Source organism: Pantoea sp. CTOTU50773 (assembly GCF_032082325.1).
GTDB lineage: Bacteria > Pseudomonadota > Gammaproteobacteria > Enterobacterales > Enterobacteriaceae > Pantoea > Pantoea communis.
In genome coordinates this window covers 60833-76546 of record NZ_DAMDQC010000002.1, presented here as the reverse complement: position 1 = coordinate 76546, position 15714 = coordinate 60833, and the positions used below count along the sequence as shown (strand labels likewise).

18 protein-coding genes are annotated in these 15714 nt (G+C 54.9%); 13 read left to right on the top strand and 5 right to left on the bottom strand.

Going from position 1 to position 15714, the window contains the following annotated elements; genetic code table 11:
• Positions 1-292: 292 nt before the first annotated feature.
• Positions 293-622, top strand: coding sequence for a helix-turn-helix domain-containing protein (locus RT340_RS00865; RefSeq protein WP_045831892.1), 330 nt, complete (start codon positions 293-295; stop codon positions 620-622).
• A gap of 195 nt (positions 623-817) precedes the next feature.
• On the opposite strand, the gene RT340_RS00860 is transcribed toward RT340_RS00865, so the two are convergent.
• A complete protein-coding gene (locus RT340_RS00860; RefSeq protein WP_034826692.1) occupies positions 818-1117 on the bottom strand; it encodes a helix-turn-helix domain-containing protein in 300 nt (99 codons plus the stop codon).
• Positions 1110-1469, bottom strand: coding sequence for a type II toxin-antitoxin system RelE/ParE family toxin (locus tag RT340_RS00855; protein WP_313373496.1), 360 nt, complete (start codon positions 1467-1469; stop codon positions 1110-1112). The genes RT340_RS00860 and RT340_RS00855 overlap by 8 nt, the downstream gene beginning before the upstream one ends.
• Before the next feature lie 296 nt (positions 1470-1765).
• Here RT340_RS00855 and RT340_RS00850 point away from each other — a divergent pair, with 296 nt between their 5' ends.
• Both RT340_RS00850 and RT340_RS00845 read left to right on the top strand, forming a co-directional pair.
• Positions 1766-2590: an SDR family oxidoreductase gene (locus RT340_RS00850; RefSeq protein WP_313373494.1), complete on the top strand. Its 825-nt coding sequence runs from the start codon at positions 1766-1768 to the stop codon at positions 2588-2590.
• 329 nt (positions 2591-2919) lie between these two features.
• Positions 2920-3615, top strand: a complete 696-nt coding sequence (locus RT340_RS00845) for an RraA family protein (protein WP_313373492.1) — start codon at positions 2920-2922, stop codon at positions 3613-3615.
• A gap of 79 nt (positions 3616-3694) precedes the next feature.
• On the opposite strand, the gene RT340_RS00840 is transcribed toward RT340_RS00845, so the two are convergent.
• A complete protein-coding gene (locus tag RT340_RS00840; RefSeq protein ID WP_313373490.1) occupies positions 3695-4615 on the bottom strand; it encodes a DMT family transporter in 921 nt (306 codons plus the stop codon).
• A 259-nt stretch (positions 4616-4874) separates the two neighbouring features.
• On the opposite strand from RT340_RS00840, the gene RT340_RS00835 reads away from it, so the two are divergent.
• Genes RT340_RS00835 through RT340_RS00820 form a run of 4 tightly spaced genes read left to right on the top strand, consistent with a single transcriptional unit; the run spans position 4875 to position 8202 of the window.
• Positions 4875-5714, top strand: coding sequence for a transporter substrate-binding domain-containing protein (locus tag RT340_RS00835; RefSeq protein WP_058961861.1), 840 nt, complete (start codon positions 4875-4877; stop codon positions 5712-5714).
• A gap of 11 nt (positions 5715-5725) precedes the next feature.
• Positions 5726-6427 carry a 5-oxoprolinase subunit PxpB gene (gene pxpB, locus RT340_RS00830; RefSeq protein WP_409566081.1) on the top strand — a complete coding sequence of 234 codons (702 nt, stop codon included), beginning with the start codon at positions 5726-5728 and terminating at the stop codon, positions 6425-6427.
• Positions 6424-7410 (top strand): biotin-dependent carboxyltransferase family protein, encoded by a 987-nt coding sequence (locus tag RT340_RS00825; protein ID WP_313373486.1) that lies wholly within the window; start codon positions 6424-6426, stop codon positions 7408-7410. Before pxpB ends, RT340_RS00825 begins: the two co-directional genes overlap by 4 nt.
• A gap of 21 nt (positions 7411-7431) precedes the next feature.
• Positions 7432-8202: a 5-oxoprolinase subunit PxpA gene (locus RT340_RS00820; protein ID WP_058961858.1), complete on the top strand. Its 771-nt coding sequence runs from the start codon at positions 7432-7434 to the stop codon at positions 8200-8202.
• A 64-nt stretch (positions 8203-8266) separates the two neighbouring features.
• On the opposite strand, the gene RT340_RS00815 is transcribed toward RT340_RS00820, so the two are convergent.
• A complete protein-coding gene (locus RT340_RS00815; protein WP_034826708.1) occupies positions 8267-9469 on the bottom strand; it encodes a pyridoxal phosphate-dependent aminotransferase in 1203 nt (400 codons plus the stop codon).
• 456 nt (positions 9470-9925) lie between these two features.
• On the opposite strand from RT340_RS00815, the gene nac reads away from it, so the two are divergent.
• From nac to RT340_RS00785, 6 genes are all read left to right on the top strand, one after another.
• Entirely contained in the window at positions 9926-10849 is a 924-nt protein-coding gene (nac, locus tag RT340_RS00810; protein WP_034826712.1) for a nitrogen assimilation transcriptional regulator NAC, read from the top strand.
• 114 nt (positions 10850-10963) lie between these two features.
• Positions 10964-11380, top strand: a complete 417-nt coding sequence (locus RT340_RS00805) for an acetyl-CoA carboxylase biotin carboxyl carrier protein (protein ID WP_058961856.1) — start codon at positions 10964-10966, stop codon at positions 11378-11380.
• Positions 11381-11511: 131 nt separating this feature from the next.
• A complete protein-coding gene (locus RT340_RS00800) occupies positions 11512-12264 on the top strand; it encodes an SDR family oxidoreductase (RefSeq protein ID WP_160868463.1) in 753 nt (250 codons plus the stop codon).
• A gap of 22 nt (positions 12265-12286) precedes the next feature.
• The gene (locus RT340_RS00795) at positions 12287-12982 is read left to right on the top strand and encodes an amino acid ABC transporter permease (RefSeq protein WP_058961854.1); all 696 of its coding nucleotides are present in this window, start codon (positions 12287-12289) and stop codon (positions 12980-12982) included.
• Between the two features lie 5 nt (positions 12983-12987).
• Positions 12988-13743: an amino acid ABC transporter permease gene (locus RT340_RS00790; RefSeq protein WP_034826721.1), complete on the top strand. Its 756-nt coding sequence runs from the start codon at positions 12988-12990 to the stop codon at positions 13741-13743.
• A 9-nt stretch (positions 13744-13752) separates the two neighbouring features.
• On the top strand, positions 13753-14490 hold the full coding sequence (locus tag RT340_RS00785) for an amino acid ABC transporter ATP-binding protein (protein WP_045816006.1): 738 nt from the start codon (positions 13753-13755) through the stop codon (positions 14488-14490).
• A 49-nt stretch (positions 14491-14539) separates the two neighbouring features.
• Here the strand turns inward: RT340_RS00785 and RT340_RS00780 are convergent, their stop codons facing one another.
• Positions 14540-15709: a Gfo/Idh/MocA family oxidoreductase gene (locus RT340_RS00780; RefSeq protein WP_313373482.1), complete on the bottom strand. Its 1170-nt coding sequence runs from the start codon at positions 15707-15709 to the stop codon at positions 14540-14542.
• Between the last annotated feature and the right edge of the window lie 5 nt (positions 15710-15714).

Genomic DNA, 15714 nt, shown 5'->3' with positions numbered 1-15714 from the left:
CCCCGTGTCCGTGGTTCGATTCCGCGTCCGGGCACCAACATTCTGAAAACCCAGCTTATGGCTGGGTTTTTGCTTTTCTGCGTATGACGTTTTCAAAACTTAATCCCTTAGCCCCCCTCAACTTTATTATGTCCCACTTTAAGGACTTAACTCACCTTTAATCCTCATAAAGTGCTATATAAGGGACTCTACAATACATCCATTTATCATGACAATGATCCGATAGAGTCCTATAATTTGGACATTAAACGCATGACCGACGATAAAGTGTCTACATTGGGACTTTAAAGATATGACTACTCCTTCCGCATCTGCACTGGCTGAAGAAATTGGCCAGCGACTCAAGCAAGCCCGTCTAAATCGTGACTTAACGCAGACGGAGGTTGCTGAGCGCGCAGGTGTTGCACGTAAGTCTGTGCTCAATGCTGAAAAAGGAAAAGTGCCGTTCGATGTCTTTATCGCCATCATGGTAGCGTTGGATCTCACCGAAAAGCTGGAGCTGTTTCTGCCGCGTCAGGAGATATCCCCGATTCAACTTGCAAAGCTGCAGGGTAAACAAAGGCGGAGAGCTTCAGGGCAACGAAAAGATAAACCGCTCAGGGAGGAGAAATCAGAATGGTAATGGAAGTTATCAATGTTACCTTTGCACAACAAGAAGTGGGTGCTTTCTGCAAAGCCGCTGTCTTAGATATTTAAACAGCATCAATGAACATAATCGCATCAAGATAAGCTGCAGGATGCCTCACGGCATCCTCAAACGACCTGCAACCGAAAATCTTCACCATTCATCCAAATGAAATAGAGAAACTTATTAATGTCAAAGCAGAAAAGTTCGCCCATCGCCCGTAGGTAGTTCAACGTTCAAGCTCAGCTTTCCGCCTAATGCCTCAACATACTTTTTTAGGCTTGAGAGTTTTATATCATCGCCTCGGGCTTCAATAGCTGCTATGGCTGGCTGTGAAACGCCCATTTTCTCGGCTAACTGTACTTGTGAGAGCTCAAGCTCTTCGCGTAAGTGTCGTAATTGAACCTCAATAATTTTATCCGCGACTTTAGCCTTAATTCTCTTCTGTGATTCTGGAGATCGTTGTGCAATGAGTTCTTCCAGTTTAGGCATGTATTATTCCTCTCAAATGCTTGCTGTATTCTTGATCTGCTAATTTGATCATTGATCGGTAAAACCGCTTCTGATTGATCCCCGTTTTGTCCCCTGCACACAAGACGATCCCCTTCCTTCTGGGATCGAATGCGAAGAACGCCCGAACAGGCCTACCATTACTTTGCACGCGCAATTCTTTCATGTTTGCATATTGAGAGCCGATGATGGTGTTTACATCAGGCCGCCCTAAATGAGGGCCGAAGATTTTCAACACTTCCAGGCTTGCGAGTACATCTTCAATCATTTCATCATCCTGCGCTTTTAGCCACGCTGCAAAATGCTCCGTTGTATCAACGCTCCAGTTGTTCAAAAGTCCCTCACATGAACTGTAGTTTATACGCCTTGGATATAAACTAGAAGTTATATTTGAAACTTACCCTTTTTCAATACCTGAACGCTTAAGTGAGTTTGAAATAATGTTGAACTGAGATACATCGCGAATAAAACTGCAAACAGCCTGCAAAGTGCAGTTAGTCATAGGTCCCGCCCCTAAAGCTCAGAACCCATGAGCAGCATTCATAAGCTCATGCCAATTGGCCCTACAGTCATCAATGGCCTTCCCCGCTATGCTTGCCGCATCACTTATTCCTCAAGGCAGGAGAGACAATGAAAGAAATTATGGTGGTTATTGGCGCGGGTGCGATTGGACAAGCCATCGCGCGTCGCGTGAGTCAGGGCAAAACTGTGCTGCTGGCGGACCTCAATTCGAGAAAATGTGCGGCTGCCGCACAAACCTTACGTGATGCCGGCTTTACGGTAGAAACCAGCCAAGTCGATGTCAGTTCGCGCCAATCGATTCAACATCTGGTGCAGCAGGCCACTGCGCTGGGTGTTATCAAAGGAGTGATTCACTCGGCTGGAGTCTCGCCTTCTCAAGCCAGCCCCGCCACCATTTTACAAGTCGATCTTTACGGTACTGCCGTGGTGCTGGAAGAGTTCGGTCCGCACATGGCGTCAGGCGGTTGCGGAATCGTGATTGCCTCTCAATCCGGCCATCGACTGCCTGCGCTCACGGTTGAACAAAATGAAGCGTTAGCTATCACGCCAACAGAGGATTTGCTCAGCCTGCCATTTTTGCAGAACACCGCTTTCAGTGATCCTCTGTTGGCCTATCAATATGCCAAACGCGGTAACGCTCTGCGGGTTATGGCCGAAGCGACGAAGTGGGGCCAGCGTGGCGCGCGTGTCAACAGCATCAGCCCCGGCATTATCTTTAAACCCTTAGCGAATGATGAGCTAAATGGCCCACGCGGCGCGGGCTATCGCAATATGCTGGCAAAATCACCCGTCGGTCGCGGCGGCACCGCCGACGAAGTTGCAGCGCTGGCAGCCCTCATAATAGGACCAGAAGGCGGCTACATCAGCGGCAGTGATTTTCTGATGGATGGCGGCGTGACGGCATCTTATTGGTACGGTGATTTGAAGCCTTGATTGATTTCCCCGCCGTACATGTCCTTCGGCGGATTAAATATAAAATATGCAATACACCTGACCATACTTTAAATATATCTAGCCATAACCATATCCAATAAAATTATTAATCAGTAAGTTAAATACGGTGTGAATATTATTCCGTGATCCTGATTTTGTTAGCTGTAACAACGCATTCGTAACACATCACTAATCCTTTACACTCTCCTGAATTCAGAAAATCATTCATCACATGATCATCTACAAATAAAGTTAAATTTATTAACCGGCGAAATTTGCTGGTCATCCTTTATCGATCACAAGTTAATAACCCTGACAGGAGAAATAAAATGACCGCAGGAAATCGTATTTATTTACGCCGTCCCTCCGATGCTGAACCCTTACTGGAAGCGTTCCGCCGTTTACCCGCGGCGGTAGTCGCCGACTGCATGAGTCGCTTGCCTGCGCTATCGGCAGAGATCAGCCTGAAAACGGCGCCTAAAACCCCCATCATGTGCGGCCTGGCGGTGACGGTAAAAGCGCGCTCTGGCGATAACCTGATGTTGCATAAAGCGCTGGATCTGGCCGGGCCGAACGATGTGATCATCCTGTCGAATGAGGGCGATCGTAGCCAATCGCTGATGGGCGAAGTGATGGCCACTTATGCCAGACAGCGCGGTATGGAAGGCATCGTGCTGGACGGCCCGGTGCGTGATATTGAGGGCTTATCACGTATGGATTTCCCGATTTATGCCGCCGGACATACGCCAGGTGGCCCTTTCAAAGATGGCCCAGGCGAAATCAACGTGCCGATTGCCTGCGGTAAAATTCACGTTTCACCTGGCGATATCGTATTAGGCGATGCCGACGGCGTGATCGTCATTCCCCGGCAGGATGCCGCGCGCATTCTCGAAGCGGCACAAGCTTACCTGATTGTTGATGAGCATAACTTTGAGCTGGCGAAAACCGGTTCACTGGAACGCGGTTGGCTGGCAGAAGCACTGCAAAACAAGCAGGTAGAAATTATCGATGATGTTTATCGATAAGCGCACGAGCGCTGTGTTATCCAGGTCGCCCGCTATGGCGACCTGGTATTGCAAACTGCGCAGCGGCTAACACACCGCATCACGGTGTACTGCTCACCATCGCCAATTTGCGCTGACGGTTTTCACGCCATACCGCAAAGATTCCTGCCAGTGCCACAATCGATGCACCGAAGAGGGTTGTCGTGCCTGGCAGACTATTAAGGAACAGATAGCCAATCAGCATCGACCACACCAGCGTAGTGTAATCAAACGGTGCCAGCAGCGAGGCATCAGCATAGCGCAGGCTGAGTGTCACCAGAATCTGTGCCAGACCGCCAAATAAACCACAGCCCACCAACAGCAGCCACTGCAAGCCAGTGGGCTTAATCCAGCCGAAAAATACCGTTGCCAGGCCAATCAACGTCGTCATCAGCGAAAAATAGAACACGATCGCGCCCGGTTTTTCGATGCCATTCAAAAAACGGATTTGCACATTCGAGGTGGCCGTACAGAGTGCGGCAATCAATGCAAAAGCAACACCAAGGCTGGCCGTGGTACTGCTGGCGCCACCTGCCGGCACGCCGCCGCTAGCCGCAAGACTGGAGGAGAGCATAATCAGTATGCCCGACAATCCCACCACCACGGCCACCCAGCGCGACACGCGCACCCGTTCCTTCAATAGCATCGCCGCCATGATTACTGTGAAAAGCGGTGCGGCGTAACTCAGTGCCGTGGCATCAGCCAGCGAGATATACACCAGCGCCAGATAGTTAAAAAACATGCCGCCTGTGCCGGAGAAACCGCGAATGAAATGGCCAAACAAATTGCGCGTTTTGAGATTCTCCAGCACGTTCCCCTGCACTCTCAGCCAGATTAACAGGGGAAATAGCGCGATAAAGCTGCGGAAAAAAATCACTTCGCCGGTGGGGATAGCACCGTTCAGACCTTTAACACAGGCCAGCATCAGCGTAGCGCTGAGTGCGGCGAATATCTTTAATAACACGCCTAATCGGGGATTCATGCTCTCACTCTTCTCTCTCTACCACGTGCAATCGGCGGGGTTGCCGAGAGGACAACGCGGCTTACACTAGGGAGAAAAATGTGCGCTGGATAACACTTTTTCGCTCTGCCTGAATAGAAATAACTTATCGCCATCGGTCATATCATTTCCCTATTGCATAACACGCTTTCCCTCTTTTTCGCCGCAAAACAAAGCCGATATAGTCCAGAAAAGCGAGATTTTGCGCTCCCAAGCAGTATCCACCATTGAGGGAAAGCACATGACCATGAAAAGAGTGACCACCATTGGCTTGGCAATGCTGCCGTTGCTGGCTGTTTCGGCGGCGCAGGCAGATATGATGGCGAACATTAAATCGAGCGGTGAATTGAAATGCGCCGTTTACTCCGACGTACCGCCCTTCTCTTCGCCGGATCCACAAACGCGCCAGCTGGCTGGCATGGATATCGACCTGTGTCACGCTCTGGCCAAGCAGATGAACGTCAAACTGACTCTGGTGCCGACCTCTGTTGAAGCGCGTATCGCGGTGATCGCCACCGGCCGTGCCGATGTGTTGATTGCTAACCTGGCCTACACCAAAACGCGTGGTAATCAGATCCAGTTCAGCGATCCTTACTACGTGGCGAAAGAGATGCTGCTGGTGAAAGCGCCGCTGGCAGATAAACCACTGGACTATTTCAAAGGCAAACGTATCAGCGCCACCAAGGGTACCACGTCAGAGCAATCGATCCACATCAAAGGCGGTAAAGCCGTCACCTTCCAGGATTCTGCCTCCGCCTTCCTGGCGCTGGAGCAGAACAAATCGGTGGGCTTTGTCACTAACACCATGACCGGGATGAAAACCATCGCCCAGGCGAAAAAAGACGGCATCAATCTGGCGATGGTGAAAGAGCCGATGGCGCTGGAACCGATTGGTGTCGGCATGAAAAAGGATGAACCGGCCCTGCTGGCCAGCGTTAACAGCGGCCTGAAAGCGATGGACGACGATGGCACCATCGACAAAATCTGGAACACCTGGATTGGGCCAAATACCGAATACAAAATGGTGCGCGAAGAGCGCGTACAGCCGCTCTCCAGCCTGAAATTTGAACCACTGGAATAATCATGCCCGTGATGTCGCACTCTGATATCCAGCCCGCCAGCGCACCCGCGCTGGCTTGTTCCTCTGCGATCGCCCTTTCCACCATTGGCGCCCGTGCGTGGCTGGTGGAAGCACCGGGTGGATTTGATCTTTCCGCCCAGCGACGCATCTGGTCATTAGCGCGTTTGCTGCAGTCGGATGCGGCGGTTGAAGCCTTGATCCCCGGCGTCACTAATCTGCTGGTGCTGTTCCGACACATCCCCGAGGACGAAGCCGCCGTTCGTGCTTCGCTGCATGCCGCCTGGGATCAGGCACAGGCGATTAGCCCTCAGGGCAAACTGATTGAAATCCCGGTCTATTACGGCGGCGAGCACGCCACCGATCTGGATGCGGTTTGTCGTCACACCGGGTTCAGCGCACGCGAAGTGGTGCGCCGTCACCATCAAAGCGAATACACCGTGTTTGCTCTTGGCAGCGCGCCGGGATTTGGTTACTTGCATGGGCTCGATCCGCAATTAGCCACGCCACGCAAGAAAGTCCCCTCGCTCAGCATGTTGAAAGGCACCGTTACCATTGGCGGCGCCCAGGCCGGTGTTTCAGCGCTGACCGGCCCCAACGGCTGGAACGCCATCGGTTTTGCCGAGCTGGAAGTGTTTGATCCAATGGCAGAATCCCCCGCGCTAATGGCACCGGGCGATCGTATCCGTTTTCTGCCGCAGAGGATTGAACTGTGATCGAAATTGAACAGAGCGGCGCCCTGAACACGGTTCAGGATCTGGGGCGTTTCAACTTCCGCCATATGGGCGTCTCGGTGAGTGGTGTGATGGATCCGCTGGCACTGCGCGCCGGAAATCTGCTGCTCGGCAATGAAGAAAATGCCGCCGCCATTGAAGTTCAGCTGTTCCCATTCCGTGTGCGTTTTTTGCAGGACAGCAGCATTGCGGTAACAGGTGCGGATTGTCGCGCCACTTTAGACGGTGCGCCGTTGCCGCCCTGGTGGGGCTGCGGCGTGCGTGCCGGACAGGTGCTGGAAATGCGTTACCCGCGCAGTGGCGCACGCGGTTATCTCTGTATAACAGGCGGCATTGATGTGCCAATGGTGCTGGGTTCGCGCAGCACGGCACTTCGTGGTGGCTTTGGTGGCCTGGAAGGCCGCCCGCTGAAGCGTGGCGACCGGTTGGCGCTGGGTGAAACACAGGCATCCCCGTTGCCCAGCAGCGGTATTGGCATTGAGCCGCCCGACAGCGCCCTGCGTGCACATTTCCCGCGTAACAGCGCAGGTGAGATTCAGCTGCGCGCCATTCCATCCGGCGAATATCCCTTGTTTGCTGCCGATGCCGGTCGCTTCTGGCAGCAATCATGGCAGGTCTCCAATCAAAGCAATCGCACCGGATATCGACTGGCGGGCGATCCGATTTTCCCGTCAAAAACCATTGAGATGCGTTCTTACGGGTTGATTCCCGGCATTGTGCAGGTGCCGCCTGGCGGCGAGCCGATCATTCAGCTCAGCGATGCCAACACGGCGGGCGGTTATCCCAAGATCGCCGGGGTGATTGAGCAGGATCTGTGGCGTTTAGGACAGGTATTACCCGGCCAATCGATCCAGCTGATCCAGAGCGATACGCGTGAGGCCATCGCCATTGATCAGGAAGTCACACGCTGGCTGAGCCGCTTACGTGTGAGCTGCCCACCGCTGCGTAAAGCGTTAACCGCATAATTTTCCGAAGGAACCCAAACCATGAAGATTGATGTGAACTCCGATATGGGCGAAGGCTTCGGCGTTTATCAACTGTGCGATGACGCCGCGCTGATGAAAGTGGTCTCCTCAGCTAATATCGCCTGCGGATTCCACGCCGGCGATCCGGCGATCATGACCCGAATGGTGCGACTGGCGAAAGAGAATGGTGTCGGCATTGGTGCGCATCCTGGCTTGCCCGATCGCCAGGGCTTCGGTCGTCGCGAGCTGCCGTTCAGTGCCGAAGAGATCTGCCAGCAGGTCGCTTATCAACTCGGCGCGCTGACAGCGATTGCTCAGGCAGAAGGCACGAAGGTGTCGCACTTCAGCTTCCACGCTGCGATGGGCAATATCGTCAATCGCGACGAGGCATTAGCGCAGCAGGTCATGACGCTCGTCGCCCGTATCAATGCGGATCTGATTGTGTTCGCACAACCCGATACCATCATTGAGCGAGCGGCACAGGCAGCGGGCCTGAAAACCCTGACGCTGTTCCTCGCCGACCGCGCTTACGATGCACAGGGCCGTTTAGTGCCGCGTGGCATTGCCGGCTCGGTGATCAAAGAGGAAGCGGCGCTGCGTGCCCGCGTGCGGCAGTTCCTGCAGCATGGCACCGTCACCACCTTCGAAGGGGAAGTGATAGCCGTGCGTGCCCGGTCGATCCTGGTGCACAGCGATACGCCAGGCTCACTGGCCCTCGCCACCATCGTACGCAGTGAAATCGAAGCCAGCGGCCATCAGGTGGCGCCGGCGGCAGAGGTGCTTGCTCAATAAGTTTTTTTGAATCGCCCAAATAAAAATGGCTGCCCCATCGGCAGCCATTTTTTTCGCCTTTCGTTTAACGGCAGCCAGCGCAGAATGCCGCAATACGATCGCAGCCCGTCTCTAAGCGCTCCATGCTGGTGGCGTAGGACAAGCGGAAATACGGGCTCATGCCATAAGCCGCACCCTGCACCGTCACCACGTGCTGCTCTTCAATCAGCGCCAGCACAAAATCGGCATCGTTGCTGATGAAGCGTCCACCGGCACTGGTCTTGCCGATCAGCCCTTCAATGTTTACAAACAGATAAAATGCGCCTTCTGGCTTATGGCAGCGCAGGCCATCAATCGAGGTCAGACGCTCCAGCACGTAATCACGACGTTCACGGTAAATGCGTGCGCGCTCCTGCAACAGATCTTGTGGACCTTCCAGCACCGCCACCGCTGCCGCCTGCGTCAGGGTACAGACGCCGCCGCTGTTCTGGGTGTTCACATTGCTCATGGCTTTAATTAATGGCGCAGGACCACCGCAAAAGCCCAGACGCCAGCCTGTCATCGAATAGGCTTTCGATACGCCGTTCACCGTCAGTACACGGTCATACAGGCGCGGTTCAACCTGCGCCAGGGTATAGAAACGCACATCGTCATAGATCAGATGTTCATAGATATCATCCGTCATAATCCACACCTGTGGATGGCGCAGCAGCACGTCACCCAGCGCCTGCAACTCGGCTTTGCTAGCCACCGAACCGGTTGGGTTGCTCGGATAGTTCAGCAGTAGCCATTTGGTCTTGTCAGTGATCGCCGCATCCAGATCCGCTGGCAGTGGTTTAAAGCCATTCTCCTGCGCACACGGCAGCGGCACCGGAACACCACCGGCAAATTTCACGATATCGGCATAGCTGATCCATGACGGCGTGGGGATCACCACTTCGTCGCCCGGATTGATGGTCGCCAGGATGGCGTTAAAGATGATCTGCTTAGCGCCACCGGCCGTCAGAATCTGGCTGACGTCATACTCCAGTTGGTTATCCCGTTTGAATTTCAGCTGGATAGCTTTGCGCAGCGCAGGCGTACCGTCGGTCGGTGGATAGCGCGTGTCGCCCGCGCGTGCAGCGGCGTAGGCGGCTTCAATCGCATGTTCCGGCGTGGGGAAATCCGGTTCGCCGGTAGAAAGTGCTACCACATCAACGCCCTGCGCCGCGAGATCGCGCGCTTTTTGGGTCATGGCAACGGAGGCGGAAACGGTCACATTCTTTAAACGATCGGCTATCTCGGGCATGTTCAATCCTGGGTTCGGGGGATGTCAGTTTTCCCTGAGCATAGGATTAGGGCCGAAGCCACGGATAATAGTGCTTTGTTGTGGTGATATAACACAAAGCGATGACTGGACCGACTGCACACTTCTGCCATAAAGGCGGCAGATTGACTCAGAATTGCGCGACAGGTCACGCCCGCACGCCTGACGGGATGTTAATAAAGTGTTACTTTCTTTCCCAGATTACATCCCGAACCCACGATTTTCCTTGCCCGTCACTGGCAATGCTGATGGGTCAACTGCACTCATTCGGTGCAGCGCTGCATTTTTCAACACCCGCCATGCCGGCGGCTCACTAGCTCAGCACCAGCCTCAGGAGGCCCGGTAGCCGTACCCTCCTGTCTGAGTTCAATAACGAAAGCTTATCCTGGCATCAACTTTGCTTGATGAGCATATGCGCTCTGTTTGAGGGAAGTGTCCATGAATCTTCGTCGCCTGAAGTACTTTGTTAAAATTGTTGACGTCGGAAGCCTGACGCAAGCTGCCGATATCCTGCATATAGCCCAACCCGCGTTGAGCCAGCAACTGGCTACGCTGGAAGGTGAAGTCAATCAACAGCTGTTGATTCGCACCAAACGCGGTGTCACGCCTACTGAAGCCGGGAAAACACTCTATTCCCATGCACAGTCCATTTTGCGCCAGTGCGAACAGGCGCAAAGTGCGATTGATCTGGTCGGCGCTGCGCTGAGTGGCAGCGTTTCCGTCGGGCTGGCACCGGGCACAGCGGCGCAAAACCTGGCGCTACCGCTGATGATGGAAGTGCAGCAGCAGCATCCTGGCATCGTGCTCTATTTTAACGAGAACTTCGGCACCACCCTGAGCGAGCTGATCATGAACGGGCGTATGGATATGGCGGTGATTTACGATCATCGCACCATCCATGGCCTGCGCTTCATGCCGCTGATGAAAGAAGATCTGTGCTTCGTTTGCCCGTTCAGCCTGGCAAAACCGGTGAAAGAGATCCCGCTGTCACAGGTCGCGCAATATGATCTGTTCCTGCCACGTATCTATAACATCATGCGCAAAGTGCTGGATGACGCCTTCGTGCAGAACAATCTGCAGTACCGCGTGAAGTGCGAAATTGAGTCGCAAACCACCCTGAATGCGGCGTTGAGTGCCGGTCTGGGCACCACCATCATGCCGGAATCCGCCGCACGCGCGATGCTGAAAAACGGGGATACCTGGATGGCGAAGATCATCGAGCCGGATGTGCAGGCTTCGCTGTCGTTCTGCATGTCAGATCATCTGCCGCTGTCCCAGCCTGCTGAAGCAGTGAAATCCATTTTGCTGTCGCTAATGTCGCGCCGCAACGTGGAGAATCATCCACTGACCCTGGTGGGATAAGACCCGCTTATCACCGCAAAGCGAAACCCTCTTACTGCCCGTCTGACGAACGCGCTAGATTGATTCGGTCTGTTGCCCGCTTCGGCGGGCGTGTTTCGCTTTGACGGGAACTCCATGGAAAAAACTGCGATACCGCTGCCGACGCTGCGTGCGTTGGCGCGCAAGATGCAACGATCCGGCCTTAACAGCCTGGCGTTAGAGGGCAAACAGTGGTCGGTGCGTCTGACGTTTGACCCGCCCTCCTTCTCATCCCCAACGGAGATCCCGACGCAAGCGTGCCCGCCCGTGACGCATCGCATTGGCGCGCCCCTGCCCGGCACACTGCTGCGTCGCCACCCACACAGCCAGCAAGATTTTGTCCAGCCTGGACAGCAGGTAGAACCTCAGGATCTGCTGGCGATGGTGCAGGTCGGCCTCCTGTACGTGCCGGTGCTCAGTCCCTGCAAAGGGCGGGTGCAGCCATTCCCCTCTGCAACGCGATCTGCGGTTGAATATGATGAAGAAATTCTTATTCTTCAATCAGATAATTAATCATTAATCCGGTTACAAGGGGCTCTTATCGCCTCACAGTTTTTATGTCTTATGCCCTTGCGGCATAACTGCATAAAGTCAAAAAAGACCCATTACGCCGGACACACACCTGGCGAGACGAGGAAACACAAATGCCATTCTCAGATTACAAAACCGCGCTGGTGACCGGCGCATCGGCTGGTATGGGCGAAGCGATTGTTGAGCGCCTGTGCAAAGAAGGGATCACCGTGCACGCGGTGGCACGTCGTAAAGAGCAACTGGCCGCGCTGGCCGATCGCACTGGCTGCATCCCGCATGCCGTGGATGTCAGTGACGTCAATGCGCTGACCGCGCTGTGCAAAGACCTGGAAATCGATATCCTGGTCAACAATGCAGGTCTCTCTCATCCTGGTTCGATTCTTGATGCCGACGAAAACGTGGTAGAAACCCAGGTCGATGTCAATCTGCGTGCCGTGCTGCACCTGTGCCGCTTGCTGGTGCCGGGCATGATGGCGCGTGACCGTGGCCACGTGTTCAACATCACCTCGATTGCCGCCATCTACAACTTCAACGGCAACTCGGTGTATCACGCCACCAAAGCCGGGGTGCATGCCCTGTCACGCCAGCTGCGCGTTGACTGCTATGGCAAACGTGTGCGCATCACCGAAATCTGCCCAGGCCGCGTCGCCACTGATATTTTCGGCAACGTTTCAGGCGATCACGATGAGGCGCGTCGCCGCTTTATCGATGGGTTCGAACTGCCGCAGGCCAAAGATATTGCCGACTGCGTGGCCTTTGCGCTGTCTGCGCCAGTCGCCGTCAACATCGGCAACATCGAAATTACCCCGACGCTGCAGGTGCCGGGCGGTCTTTCCACTATGCGACCGGGCGACCGCACCGCGTAAAACCGTACAATGAGGTAACTGTATGGCACTTGATTTCAGCAGTGTGATAACCGGCCATTACGGCCAGATGATCGTTGACGGAACGGTGGTCACCCTTGAACTGGCGTTGGGTGCCTGGCTGCTGGCGATGGTTCTCGCCCTGCTATTGGTGGTGGTCCGCCTGACGGAGAATCGTCTTGCCGTTGGGCTGGTTAAGGCGTATGTCTCCTATCACCGCAATGTGCCCACGCTGATTCAGTTGATGATGTGGTACTTCGCGATCCCCACCCTGCTGCCGGAATCGCTGCAGATGATGATCGTTGACTACAACGCCGAGTTTTTATTTTCTCTTATCGCGCTCGGGCTGTGCCAGGCCGCTTACTTCTCTGAAGATATCCGTAGCGGCCTGCGGGCCATTCCAGACGGACAGAATGAGGCCGCCCGCGCGCTTGGCATGAGCTATGTCCGCGCCATGCACTCGGTGATTTTGCCGCAGGGTGTGCGCAATGCGCTGCCATCCGTGGTCAATCACACCGTGCTGCTGTTCAAAAACACCAGTCTGGCAATGGTGATTGGCGTGGCAGACCTCACCTATGTGACGCGTGATATCGAGAACCAAACCTTCCGTACCTTCGAATCCTACTTAGTGGCAACCGTGGGTTACCTGTTCTTCTCCCTGCTGCTGATGGGCTTGGGCGCGCTGCTGGCCCGCCGCTTCCAGCGCGTTTACGCGAGGTAATGGCGATGTTTGAGATCTTCACCATTTTGCATGACAACGGCATGCTGCTGTTAATGGGCCAGTATCCTAACGGTCCGCTGGGCGGCGTACTCTGTACGCTTTTGATCTCCGTGCTGGCAGTATTGCTGGCCTTCCCCATCGGTGTGTTGCTCGGCCTGGCGCGTCTGTCGCCGTGGCGCTGGCTGAGCTGGCCCGCCACCTGTTGGGTGTATCTGCTGCGCGGCATTCCGCTGATGATGGTGGTGTTCTGGACCTACTTCTGCGTCCCGTTGCTGATTGGCCACAACATCAGCGGCTTCGCCACCATGCTGTGTACGCTGGTGATTTACGAAAGCGCCTACATCGCTGAGATCGTGCGTGGCGGCATTCAGGCACTGCCGCACGGCCAGTATGAAGCGTCACGCGCGCTGGGTATGAGCCACCTGAAAACCCTGCGTTTAGTGATTCTGCCGCAGGCGCTGTTTAACACTTTGCCGAGCCTGGTGAGCCAGCTGGTTTCGATCATAAAAGACTCCACGCTCGGCTACGTGATTAACGTGCCGGAGCTGACCTTTGCCGCTAATCAGGTCAGCAATCAACTGCTGACCAAACCGTTCCAGGTGTTCGCCATTGTGGCGCTGAGCTACTACATCATCTGCTTCAGCCTCACCTGGCTGGCTAACAAACTTGAAGCGCATATTGCGCAGAAACGTCGCCAACCGCCGCAGGCGAATCCCAGCGTAGCGCCCGCGGTGATGCTGACTAAAACCTCTTCGCAATAAGGAACCACTATGAGCCCGATGATCATGTTTAACCAGGTCAACAAATGGTACGGCGCGTATCAGGCGCTGACTGACCTGAGCGCCGAAATCAATACCGGTGAAGTGGTGGTGGTGTGCGGTCCTTCCGGGTCGGGGAAATCCACCTTGATCCGCACCGTTAATCGCCTGGAACCGATTGATAATGGCCAGATCGTGTTTGATGGCACCGACATTCACGGCAGCAGTACACGCCTCAACCATCTACGCACCCGCATTGGATTTGTGTTTCAGAGCTTCAACCTGTTCCCCCACGTCTCGGTGGCAGAGAACATCATGATGTCACCCATGAAAGTATTGGGCGTGAAGCGTGCCGAAGCGCGTAAACAAGCGGGTGAGTTGCTGGAGCGCGTTGGCTTATCACACAAAGCAGACGCCTATCCGGCGCAGTTGTCTGGCGGCCAGCAGCAGCGCGTGGCGATTGCACGTGCGCTGGCAATGAAGCCGCCGGTGATGCTGTTTGATGAACCGACCTCGGCACTCGATCCTGAAATGGTCGGTGAAGTGTTATCGGTGATGCGCAGCCTGGCGCAGGAAGGGATGACGATGATGTGCGTGACGCACGAGATGAATTTCGCGCGTGAAGTGGCGGACACCATCTGGTTTATGGATCAGGGGCAAATTCTGGAAAAATCGACGCCAGAGAAGTTCTTCACCCAACCGCAGCACCCACGTGCCCAGCGCTTCCTGAGCGATTTGCGTTCGCATTGATGCATCCCGGTCGGCAGAGCCGCCGACCGGTTTGTTGACTTCATCTCAATCAGCAATCCACCCACACCGCACCGGCATCCGCTGACTTCACGCACTGCTCTACCCAACGCACGCCCATCAATCCGGCATGCACATCGGGATACCAGAAGTCAGCCAGAAACGCCTCATCACCGCGATCGGTGGCATCCATCGCCAGCGCAAAACGGCGATAGAGATTTGACCAGGCTTCAAACAGCCCCTCCGGATGGCCGCCGCCGATACGGTCATCAGCCAGCGCACTTTTGTGCAGATAGCCCATACCACGCTCCAGAATCTGCAGCGGCTCACCCTGCACTTCATAGCGCAATTGGTTCGGCTGCTCATCCCACCACTCCAGACTGGCCTTCTCACCAATCACCCGCACTTTCTGGCCGTGCATCGAGCCACAGTTCACTGCCGAGGCCCACATGGTGCCAACCGCGCCGTTGTCGTACTCCATCATCACAAAGGCGTTATCTTCCAGCGGCGCACGGGTTTTCACGAAGCTCTGGCGGCTGCACAACAGACGTTTCACCTGCAGTTTCGGCACCATGGTTTCGGCGATAAACAGCGGGTGCGTCGCCAGATCGCCCAGCACATAGCTGGGGCCAACAAAGCGTGGATCAACGCGCCACCTGGTACTTTCGTTTTGCAGTTCGACCGCGTCGTTATGGAAGCCGTGCGCGAACTGCATATTAATAATGCGGATCTCACCCAGCAGCCCTTCCGCGATCATCTCGCGCGCCTGTTGGATCAGCTGATGGCCGGCATAACCGTAAGTCACACCGATGATCTTTTTCTTCTCGGCGCAGAGTCTTTCCAGCTCGTCCGCTTCTTCCGTGGTGAAGCAAAGAGGCTTCTCACACACCACATGCAGACCGGCATTGAGTGCCGCACGGCAAATGATGAAGTGGGTATTGTTCGGCGTGGCAATCGAAACGGCTTCGATGCCGTCTGCACGCGCCGCTTCCGCCGCAAACATCGTTTCATAATCCGGATAGCAGCGATTTGCGTCGACGCCCAGTGATACGCCAAACGCACGACCGCGTTCGGCGTTAAAATCAAATGCGCCCGCCTGCAACACAAAGTTGCCATCACGCAGTGCCGATGAACGATGGATGTAGCCAATCTGACTGGTACCGCCGCCGCCCACCATGCCCCAGCGCAGTGAACGATCCAGAGCTTTAATGCCGTTAATCATGATGA

Coding starts and splice junctions, on each gene's coding strand:
- pxpB (WP_409566081.1), top strand. CDS start 5,726: ATGTCGCACTCTGATATCCAGCCCGCCAGCGCACCCGCGCTGGCTTGT.
- RT340_RS00780 (WP_313373482.1), bottom strand. CDS start 15,709: ATGATTAACGGCATTAAAGCTCTGGATCGTTCACTGCGCTGGGGCATG.
- nac (WP_034826712.1), top strand. CDS start 9,926: ATGAATCTTCGTCGCCTGAAGTACTTTGTTAAAATTGTTGACGTCGGA.
- RT340_RS00790 (WP_034826721.1), top strand. CDS start 12,988: ATGTTTGAGATCTTCACCATTTTGCATGACAACGGCATGCTGCTGTTA.
- RT340_RS00865 (WP_045831892.1), top strand. CDS start 293: ATGACTACTCCTTCCGCATCTGCACTGGCTGAAGAAATTGGCCAGCGA.
- RT340_RS00785 (WP_045816006.1), top strand. CDS start 13,753: ATGAGCCCGATGATCATGTTTAACCAGGTCAACAAATGGTACGGCGCG.
- RT340_RS00860 (WP_034826692.1), bottom strand. CDS start 1,117: ATGCCTAAACTGGAAGAACTCATTGCACAACGATCTCCAGAATCACAG.
- RT340_RS00800 (WP_160868463.1), top strand. CDS start 11,512: ATGCCATTCTCAGATTACAAAACCGCGCTGGTGACCGGCGCATCGGCT.
- RT340_RS00820 (WP_058961858.1), top strand. CDS start 7,432: ATGAAGATTGATGTGAACTCCGATATGGGCGAAGGCTTCGGCGTTTAT.
- RT340_RS00835 (WP_058961861.1), top strand. CDS start 4,875: ATGACCATGAAAAGAGTGACCACCATTGGCTTGGCAATGCTGCCGTTG.
- RT340_RS00815 (WP_034826708.1), bottom strand. CDS start 9,469: ATGCCCGAGATAGCCGATCGTTTAAAGAATGTGACCGTTTCCGCCTCC.
- RT340_RS00840 (WP_313373490.1), bottom strand. CDS start 4,615: ATGAATCCCCGATTAGGCGTGTTATTAAAGATATTCGCCGCACTCAGC.
- RT340_RS00805 (WP_058961856.1), top strand. CDS start 10,964: ATGGAAAAAACTGCGATACCGCTGCCGACGCTGCGTGCGTTGGCGCGC.
- RT340_RS00795 (WP_058961854.1), top strand. CDS start 12,287: ATGGCACTTGATTTCAGCAGTGTGATAACCGGCCATTACGGCCAGATG.
- RT340_RS00850 (WP_313373494.1), top strand. CDS start 1,766: ATGAAAGAAATTATGGTGGTTATTGGCGCGGGTGCGATTGGACAAGCC.
- RT340_RS00845 (WP_313373492.1), top strand. CDS start 2,920: ATGACCGCAGGAAATCGTATTTATTTACGCCGTCCCTCCGATGCTGAA.